The 8,834-nt window shown below is 55.6% G+C and carries 7 protein-coding genes and 1 pseudogene; 1 reads left to right on the top strand and 7 read right to left on the bottom strand.

Annotation, left to right across the window (positions count from 1 at the left end):
- Positions 1 to 81: 81 nt before the first annotated feature.
- The gene (gene gcvH, locus WD429_RS03240; RefSeq protein WP_368420736.1) at positions 82 to 474 is read right to left on the bottom strand and encodes a glycine cleavage system protein GcvH; all 393 of its coding nucleotides are present in this window, start codon (positions 472 to 474) and stop codon (positions 82 to 84) included.
- Between the two features lie 45 nt (positions 475 to 519).
- Complete coding sequence (locus WD429_RS03235) at positions 520 to 1,410, bottom strand: LysR family transcriptional regulator (RefSeq protein WP_368420735.1); 891 nt, start codon at positions 1,408 to 1,410, stop codon at positions 520 to 522.
- 124 nt (positions 1,411 to 1,534) lie between these two features.
- On the opposite strand from WD429_RS03235, the gene metE reads away from it, so the two are divergent.
- A complete protein-coding gene (gene metE, locus WD429_RS03230; protein WP_368420734.1) occupies positions 1,535 to 3,808 on the top strand; it encodes a 5-methyltetrahydropteroyltriglutamate--homocysteine S-methyltransferase in 2,274 nt (757 codons plus the stop codon).
- Between the two features lie 134 nt (positions 3,809 to 3,942).
- On the opposite strand, the gene WD429_RS03225 is transcribed toward metE, so the two are convergent.
- The 5 genes and pseudogenes from WD429_RS03225 to WD429_RS03205 all read right to left on the bottom strand — a co-directional run.
- Complete coding sequence (locus WD429_RS03225) at positions 3,943 to 4,263, bottom strand: TM2 domain-containing protein (protein ID WP_368420733.1); 321 nt, start codon at positions 4,261 to 4,263, stop codon at positions 3,943 to 3,945.
- A gap of 79 nt (positions 4,264 to 4,342) precedes the next feature.
- Positions 4,343 to 5,302: a formylglycine-generating enzyme family protein gene (locus tag WD429_RS03220; RefSeq protein ID WP_368420732.1), complete on the bottom strand. Its 960-nt coding sequence runs from the start codon at positions 5,300 to 5,302 to the stop codon at positions 4,343 to 4,345.
- 13 nt (positions 5,303 to 5,315) lie between these two features.
- On the bottom strand, positions 5,316 to 7,433 hold the full coding sequence (locus tag WD429_RS03215) for a LysM domain-containing protein (RefSeq protein WP_368420731.1): 2,118 nt from the start codon (positions 7,431 to 7,433) through the stop codon (positions 5,316 to 5,318).
- Positions 7,430 to 8,227 (bottom strand): DUF4123 domain-containing protein, encoded by a 798-nt coding sequence (locus WD429_RS03210; RefSeq protein ID WP_368420730.1) that lies wholly within the window; start codon positions 8,225 to 8,227, stop codon positions 7,430 to 7,432. Before WD429_RS03210 ends, WD429_RS03215 begins: the two co-directional genes overlap by 4 nt.
- Positions 8,224 to 8,834 (bottom strand): annotated as a pseudogene (locus WD429_RS03205) (type VI secretion system tip protein VgrG); the annotation flags it as partial. The pseudogene WD429_RS03205 and the gene WD429_RS03210, both read right to left, overlap by 4 nt.

The raw sequence follows: 8,834 nt of genomic DNA, 5'->3' as shown, positions 1-8,834 counted from the left end.
CGGAGCCCAAGCGCCCCACGGATGGGCTTGAGCGTGTTTTGGGAGGGCCGACCGACTCAAACCCTGCACAGAGCCAACATGTTAACTTTCAGCAGCCACATGCTCAGAATAAGCTGCAGCGTCCATCAGTCCATCCAGCTCGCCCTTGTCCTGCAGGCGAACCTTATACAACCAGCCATCGCCGTAAGGATCTTCGTTCACCTTCTCCGGCTCATCCTCCAGGCTCTCATTCACCTCGAACACCTCACCGGTGACCGGACTGAACACATCCGATGCCGACTTGACCGACTCCGCCACGCCAGCCTCTTCGCCACCGTTAACCGTAACGCCAACATCCGGAACGCCCACAAAAACCACATCCCCCAGCTGCTCCTGGGCAAAATCCGTAATACCGACGGTGGCAGTACCATCGTCAGACACACGCACCCACTGATGGGTCTCAATGTATTTCAGATCTGTGGGTATATCACTCATGATCGACTCCCCTGTTGATTTTTTCGCGCAGTTTACCCGAAGACACTAATCCCAGCGAACCCCGCGCGCCAGGTTCATGAACGAATTCAGGTAATCCACCTCACGATCCCGGTCACGGAGGCCCAGGAAAATCTGCTTCTGTATGCCCGCCTCGCCCAACCGCACCGGGGTCAGCGGCATTTTCAGCGCGTACTCCTCGACCAGCCAGCGCGGCAATGCCGCCACCCCCCGGCCGGCCGCTACCATCTGCAGCATGATGTCCGTGGTTTCAATGGTCTTGTGCCGGGCCGCGCTGGCGTGGGCCGGCAAGAGGAAGTGAGTGTAGATGTCCAGGCGCTCCACCTCCACCGGATAGGTAATCAGCGTTTCATCCGCCAAGTCCGCCGGAGCGGCCCAGGCTTTAGACGCCAGAGTGTGTTCACTGTGCACCACCAGCACCTGTTCGTAATCAAACACCGGCTCAAATACCAGGCCCGAACGGTGCAAGGGATCAGGCGTCACCAGAAGATCAATATCATGCCCGAACAGCGCCCCAATGCCGCCAAACTGAAAGCGCTGTTTGACGTCCACATCCACCGTCGGCCACTGCTCCAGATACGGGCCAACCACCTTCAGCAGCCATTGATAACAAGGGTGGCATTCCATACCAATCCGCAAGGTACCGCGCTGGCCCTTGGCGAACTGACCAATCAGCATCTCAGCGTGTTCAAACTGCGGCAACAAACGGGTCGACAGCGACAGTAAGTACTGACCAGCCTGGGTCAGACGCAGCCGTCGCCCTTCCCTCTCCCACACCGGCGCACCCAACTGCGACTCCAGCTTCCTGATCGCGTGGCTTAACGCCGACTGAGTCAGATGCAGCGCCTCAGCGGCGGCCGTCAGAGAGCCTTTGCGTTCGACTTCCCTGAGAATCTCCAAGTGATTTCGCTCAATCATCGACCGCCTACCTGTGAATTATATTCATGGATTAGTGAAATAATACCATTATTTTTCATTTTCCAGGATGGGTAATCTTCACTGCATAGCACGTAACCCCACAAGCAACAGCAAGGAAACCATCATGACCACGACCCACAACCTGGGCTTCCCGCGCATCGGCGCGAAGCGGGAGCTAAAATTCGCACAGGAAGCCTTCTGGAAAGGCCAACTGGGCGCGGACGAACTGAACATCACCGCAGCCGATCTGCGCCGCCGGCACTGGGCCCAGCAATCGTCCCTGACCCTCGCGCCGGTTGGCGATTTTTCCTTTTACGACCAAGTGCTCGACATGAGCTTCACCCTTGGCCACCTGCCCGAACGGGCCCGGGAAACCGACGGCACAGAGCTGGACCGCTATTTTCGGGTGGCTCGCGGCCAGTCCGCCAACGATACCGCCTGCTGCGCCATCCACGCCGGCGAAATGACCAAGTGGTTTGACACCAACTACCACTATATCGTGCCGGAGTTCGAACGCAGCACCCGGTTCCAGCTCAACCCGGAGCGCCTCCTGGCACAGCTGGCCGAAGCTCGCGAGCAGAGCGTCAACGCCAAGCCTGTCATTATTGGACCAGTCACCTACCTCTGGCTTGGCAAAAGCAAAGACGACAGCGACCGTCTGGCCCTGCTGGACGACCTGTTACCGGTGTACGCGGAACTGCTCAACCTGCTCGCCGAACAGGGTGTGGATTGGGTGCAGATCGACGAACCCGCGCTGGTCACCGAGCTCAACGGGGACTGGCGTCATGCGTTCAACCTGGCGTATCACCAACTGAAGGCCTGCCCGGTCAAGCTGCTACTGACCACTTACTTTGGTGAACTCAGGGATAACCTGCAACTGGCCTGCGAGCTACCGGTTGCCGGATTGCACCTGGACGCCATCAGCGCGGCAGGCGAAGTTAACCGGATAATCGACTGGCTGCCAGCCCACAAGGTGTTATCTCTGGGCGTGATTAATGGCCGCAACATCTGGAAAACCAACCTTACGGCCACACTGGATTGGCTTGAACCGGTGCGCGAGCGCCTGGGAGAGCGGCTCTGGCTGGCACCTTCGTGCTCACTGCTTCATGTGCCGGTGGACCTGACCTCGGAAACCGATCTGGATGCCGAAGTCCGCAACTGGCTGTCGTTTGCGGTGCAGAAGCTGGATGAACTGCAGGCCCTGGCAAACGCGTTAAACCATGGCCGGAAAGCTGTTGCTGAAGCGCTGGCCCAGAACGCCCACGCGATTGCCAGCCGCAAGAACTCCGCACGGGTCAACAACCCCGAAGTAGCGCGGGCCGTCACGGCTATCACCACCGCCTTCGGCGAGCGCACCAGCCCCTATACCCAGCGCCTGAAGCAACAGAAAACGCACCTGGACCTTCCCGCCTTCCCGACCACCACCATCGGCTCGTTCCCGCAAACCCGGGACATCCGGCAAACGCGGCTCGAGTACCGCAAGGGTGACCTGAGTGAACAGGCCTACACCAGCCGTATCCGTGACGAGATTGCGCATTGCGTTCGCGAGCAGGAAGCCCTCGGGCTGGATGTATTGGTGCACGGCGAAGCTGAGCGGAACGACATGGTGGAATACTTCGGCGAACAGCTGGAAGGCTATGTCTTCAGCCGCTTTGGTTGGGTGCAGTCCTACGGTTCCCGCTGCGTCAAACCGCCGATTCTGTTTGGCGACATATCACGGCCCAAAGCGATGACCGTAGAGTGGATCCGCTACGCCCAGTCACTGACGGACAAGCCACTGAAAGGCATGCTCACCGGTCCTGTCACCATCCTTAACTGGTCCTTCGTGCGGGACGACCAGCCAAGGAAAGACACCTGCCGCCAGCTGGCCCTGGCCATCCGCGACGAAGTGCTGGATCTGGAACAGTCCGGTGTGCGCATCATCCAGATTGACGAAGCCGCGCTTCGCGAGGGCCTGCCACTGCGACAATCCGACTGGCAGACCTACCTGGACTGGGCCGTCGAAGCCTTCCGAATCAGCGCCAACGGCGTAAAGGACGAAACCCAGATTCACACCCACATGTGCTATTCGGAGTTCAACGACATCATCGAAGCCATAGCCCGGATGGACGCCGACGTCATCACCATAGAAACTTCGCGATCGAACATGGAGCTGCTGGACGCATTCAAAGGCTTCCAATACCCCAACGACATTGGTCCCGGGGTGTATGACATCCACTCACCGAACATTCCGGAGCAACAGCACATCGTCTCACTGATGCAAAAAGCAGCGGAACGAATCCCGGCGGAAAGACTCTGGGTAAACCCGGACTGCGGCCTGAAAACCCGGAACTGGGAGGAGGTTATCCCGGCATTACGGGGCATGGTTGCAGCGGCGCAGGAATTGCGGGGTGTGTGAGTGACAAGATTGGGGGGGGCGCGGTACCCAATTGGTGACCCCCCGTTCTTAACGGGCGGATTACAACGGCCCTTTAATGGCCCTAAGGAATCTACAGCATCTGAGTGATCTCAGCTCCATCAGGGATTCAGAACTCAGTCGGAGAACCAATCGCGCTCAAGGCGACCGCCTTTCAAACGATACATTGAGAGCCCAAGCCGAAGATCTGCGCCACGAGCATCCTTAACGAAACCGCTGTCCTTTCCGAGCGAGTGGAGGAAAGCATCTATCAAAACCAGCGCGCTATCGATGAACCACCAGATGCCAAGGCCACCAAGCGTGAGACCTTTTGCAATACCAGACTTCCACTTGCCAAGATAAAAGCGATCAACTCCGAAGATCCCGAGAAACATAGCCAGAATCATTGTGACCAGACGATTCTTTTGGGTTGGGGAATTCAGGTTTGTGTTGTTCATGGCTTCCTCCTTGAAAACATTGTTTTGGGGATAATTAATTAAATCGCATTACTGTCCTAACCCCCGGGATTCTATGGCCTCAATTTATTGACTCCGGATGATTGACGACGCAGCGAAAGCCCGTGCCGGGGGCATCGACGTGGACTCCACTCCGCACGAACACAGTGCCACCACCGCCAAAACCACCTCCCTTTCCAGCCCAATCTCGAACGGTTTTCTCTGGTTGATCCGGGTTTACCGGCCCCGCAGGGCCCCTCGGATTATCGTAAGGTGCATGCTTGTAATAGTCCTTTTGAAACCAATCCTGAGTCCATTCCGCCACATTTCCGGTCATATCGTAGAGGCCCAACGGATTCGGAGGGTAGGTTCCAACTGGTCGGCGCTCCATAACGAGGGATGAATGGCTCAGCATATTACCGGACGGGGGAATGCTCGGGTCGATGTATTCTTTGGGACGCTGCAAATAGGTGTCATTGTCTTCTTCCCCCGTATCCGTCGCGTAGGGGATATTATGCCCTCGGTTCCGAGCGGCATATTCCCACTGAGCCTCAGACGGCAGCGCAAAGGGCAAGCCTGCTTGGTCGGCCAACCATGCACAGTAAAGCTCAGCCTCGCGGTAATTGGGCACCCTGGCTGGTTTACGGTAATAGTATGGCGACAGAGTGTCGTCCGAAGCGGTCAGATATTTGCTGGCAGTATACTCATCTTCGTATAAGTGAGCGCGCCCGACATCTTTGTAATAAACCTCCATTTCACCCCAAGTCGTCTCGTATCGGGAGATAGAATAGCTATCGACTTTCACCTCAACTGGCGGACGCGCATGGTCTGTTAGTACCATATACGGAGAACCATTTGGCCGCCCCACATCTCCGAGCTGGAAAGAGCCACCTTGAACGAACACCTGATTGTCGACAGCCTCTTTTGCCACCATCTCCGCCGACTTATGCCACTCTTCACCTCCAGCTAATCCTCCGCACGCAACCAATACAGCGGGCAATACAAGCAGAGTAAATACCTTTAGCCAGTCAAGCCTCAACATGAAAAAAACTCCCTTACCCAATGCGACACATACGGCAAACATCAAAAGGATCCATTCTTACCGGTCTACCAGCTACTGCTGCCTGATCCTGCAGTCCGCGGATAAACAGCCGCTGATCCGATTTATTCTTGCCAATGAAATCGAACAACCGCTCAAAGTTTTTATTGAACTCTACTCGTCGGGCAACGCCTTCCGGGTTCATCCGAACCACTGTTTCCTCAAAATCTCGCCAACCCTGAAACGAATTCACAATCTCTGTCACAGCTTGTATCTTGATATCGTTGTCGCTCCACATATCAGGTGTGACCCACCAGTCGTAAAGAATATTATCTAGTACTGCACCTTTTACCTCCGGAGGTGAGTGAAGGAACACAGAACCTTGCTTAGACTTGATATCGTCGACTACATTTTGGGCGAGCTCCTCCCCTTCGCGTTCACGTTTTCGAGCAACAAATACGCCATTTACCAGTTCGCTAATTCGGTCCGTTGCAATCGCAGTAAATTCAACCGCTGCGTCAATAGCAGTTAATCCGCGACACAGAGCATACAAGCTCATCCGCTGATACCAATCAAATGCAGATGTTCTCTGATCAAATAGCTCCAAATATCGGAAATCTACATCCATCAGAGCGTTATACACGAAGTGCATCATTCGGAGGATTTTCTGGGTTTCAACTTCCAACAGGAAGCTCCCGGATGGGCCCACTCCCAACACAAGCCCAGCATGTACGTTGACGTAGAATTTGCCAGTCTCGGGGCTAAATAGCAGCTTGAGCTCGGCCTCAGCACCGGCCCCCAATGCCGCTTCAACTTTCTTTCCTACGCGACAAAGCCTGTCCCATTCTCCCTGCTCCGTAAGTACGTCCTTCCAACGAAGTTCACCGGCCACCTCACAGCCGCCACGGACGCCTGCGAATACGCCTGCCTCCATGCCTGCTTTCTGCCCATTCTCTCGCGCCGCAATTCCCTTCAGTGTGGGAAGGCCATCGGTGGTGGAGACGTGAACATTCCCTGCAATAAGCGCTGAAGCGCCCGCAAAGCCCGTGAGGGAGGCGCTGATCGCTGTCTGAAAATGTCCCAGAGAAGCGATTCTCCGCTCGCCATCCCAGCCGCCAATCCGGTAGGGTATCCGGATTTCGGACCGATTATTCACCGGAAACGCCTGCTCAATGCCCACTTTGCCCTGCGCCAGCGAAAACTGCCCCTCTAATTTGCCCTGCAAGTGAACCTTGCCTTTTCGTGGGTCAAATTCCCCCGACCCACTCAATCCCGACGCAAAGCGCATAAACTGAGCCTCTGCCGAAGCATTAAACCCGGTTTCATCAACCGCTTGTTGTCGCGCCTCAGCATCACCCCAGATTGACCAGGATGCTTCATCGTAGAATTTGTTCAGTGTCGTCATGAGCGCGCCATTCTGGTCTGGCTCCCACAACATTGCGTTGAATTTAACGTTCAATTCACTTCGAATAGCGTCTCGGAGCTTTGCTGGATCCAACCCGTTTTCCGTTAACCATCCCTGACTGCGCGCTCGGTCTCTGGCAGCTATCGAGTATCGTCGCGGATGATTCTTCATTTTGTCAGAGCGGACATACGTTTTATGTTTGTTGCCCGCGAGCCTCTTGATCTCGGTGATGGGCGGTATAGTCTGCATGTCGTTGGTCAGCACGGAGCGAGCCTCCAGCTCTTTAGTCAGTCGCTCTTTCTCCTCCTGCACTTCCGACAATAACTGGCCCTCACCATCAGCGGGGCTCAGTTCCGAGTCCGGGTCGCCATCATTGAACTCATCCAGTTTTGCGTAGAACTCGTTCATCGGCGCACACACGAACTCTTCTTCCTCCAGCCACTCGGCGAGCTCCTCTTCAGTCAACAGGATCAGCTCATCAGAGCCTGTGACATGCACAACTTCCACAATTTCCTCGGCGCATGACGGTTCCTGAGCAATCTGCCCGACCTCACAGCCGGAAAAATCTGCATCGTTTGCAGCTGGTAGTTTAAGTATCTGCCCAGGCACGATCCGATCGGGATTCTCTATACCCGGATTCAACCTCATGAGGCTGCTCAGAGAGGTTTGGTGCCGCTGTGCGATTGCACTCAGGGTATCGCCAGACTTGACTGTGTACTCAGAACTCATGAGGCAACTCCATATGCCAAACGTTTATCCACTTCACTCAAACGCTTGCCTGCCGGACCTTCGGAATTGGACAAAATAGCCTGAAGCTCCGGATGCTTGATGCGCTCTCCATGTACTACCGCTAACTCTGCATAGCGGCTGACGTCTTTCTCTGTGCGGAAGCCAAACGAATTAGCCTGTTGAATCAGCGCATTAATATCGCTTGAATCATTTAGAGAGAGGTATCTCGCCAGCTGGGTTACGAACTTTTCTCTGGCCATACTGGCCAGAGCCTCAATGTGGTGATCCGCAAGAACAAACCAGCCTTCTTCAGAGGCATCTCGGGCTGACTTATTGCCATCAGCGCTGAATCGCCGCCATTGGCCATCGTTCTGGAATGCCAGCCAACCCGTTATCGGGCCACTGAACTGGCCTCGCTCCAGATCACTGAACGTTCCCATCAACCTGCAGAGCTGCTTTGGAGAATAGAATCTGAGATAGGAATAGGCACCGTCAGGCAATTTGACGCTCAACAGGCTTCGCAAATGGTCGGCCAGTACGGGCATGTTTTCGTCGGTCAGCAGGACAACGGCATGTTCCCGCCACCTTACCTGCTCCGACCAGATTCGTGATGATGGCGAAGGTTTTACAAGGCAAGGGCTTACTTCAATGACTGAATCGTGTTGTGTGCCTAGGTAGAGGTATTCGAGTTCCGGCTGATCATCGTGTTCGTAGACGAATCTGGGAGCATCAAATGCCGCGCCATCGATCAGTATCCATGCTCGGGCGATGGTCTTCTCGTCGAGGTCCATCATGAGATATCACCCTCACATGCACAGGCCTCCATGGCACAAGTTCCGTCTGGTTGGCGTCCACATTGCTTCACAAGAGCAACGTCTTTACTGGCTGCTGACTTCAACGCTTGCACCGAGGCGGTCCCAGGGCCTGCTGTCGCTCTAGTGCCTGTTTCCGCAAGCTGCTCAGGTTCATCCTTGGCCGTCAATTCAGCCACAGTTTCAGGCAACAACGGCCCCTTAACCCCAGCCCCACTACCACTCCCCGGCCCACCGCCAGAATTCATCCGCACCAACGGCCCAGACACGGTCACACCGCTAGGGTCCACCTTCACAAAGCTGCCACCGGCCTTGAGGGTGACTTCCGCGCCAGCTTCGATGACGATTTTCATGCCGGCTTTGTGGTGGATCTCGCTGCCGGCTTCGATGAGCTGGTTTTTGCCCTGTTTGCTGTGGTGGCTGCCGTTGGTTGTGAGGTTGTAGTCGCCGCCGATGTGGTCCCGGCGTTCGCCCTCGATGGTGGAATGGTCGCTCCCTTTGACGTGAGCAAAGCGATCGTTGCCGACGGTGAGATGGCTGTCGTTTTTGACCACTTCCGTGCGGTTGTTCTCGGTCAGCAGGTCCAGGT

This window comes from Marinobacter sp. (genome assembly GCF_040904845.1).
Classification (GTDB): domain Bacteria; phylum Pseudomonadota; class Gammaproteobacteria; order Pseudomonadales; family Oleiphilaceae; genus Marinobacter.
This window is presented reverse-complemented; position numbering and strand designations above follow the sequence as displayed.

Excerpts from the sequence above, each read along its gene's own strand:
- gcvH (WP_368420736.1), bottom strand. The coding sequence starts at position 474 with ATGAGTGATATACCCACAGATCTGAAATACATTGAGACCCATCAGTGG.
- WD429_RS03235 (WP_368420735.1), bottom strand. The coding sequence starts at position 1,410 with ATGATTGAGCGAAATCACTTGGAGATTCTCAGGGAAGTCGAACGCAAA.
- metE (WP_368420734.1), top strand. The coding sequence starts at position 1,535 with ATGACCACGACCCACAACCTGGGCTTCCCGCGCATCGGCGCGAAGCGG.
- WD429_RS03225 (WP_368420733.1), bottom strand. The coding sequence starts at position 4,263 with ATGAACAACACAAACCTGAATTCCCCAACCCAAAAGAATCGTCTGGTC.
- WD429_RS03220 (WP_368420732.1), bottom strand. The coding sequence starts at position 5,302 with ATGTTGAGGCTTGACTGGCTAAAGGTATTTACTCTGCTTGTATTGCCC.
- WD429_RS03215 (WP_368420731.1), bottom strand. The coding sequence starts at position 7,433 with ATGAGTTCTGAGTACACAGTCAAGTCTGGCGATACCCTGAGTGCAATC.
- WD429_RS03210 (WP_368420730.1), bottom strand. The coding sequence starts at position 8,227 with ATGATGGACCTCGACGAGAAGACCATCGCCCGAGCATGGATACTGATC.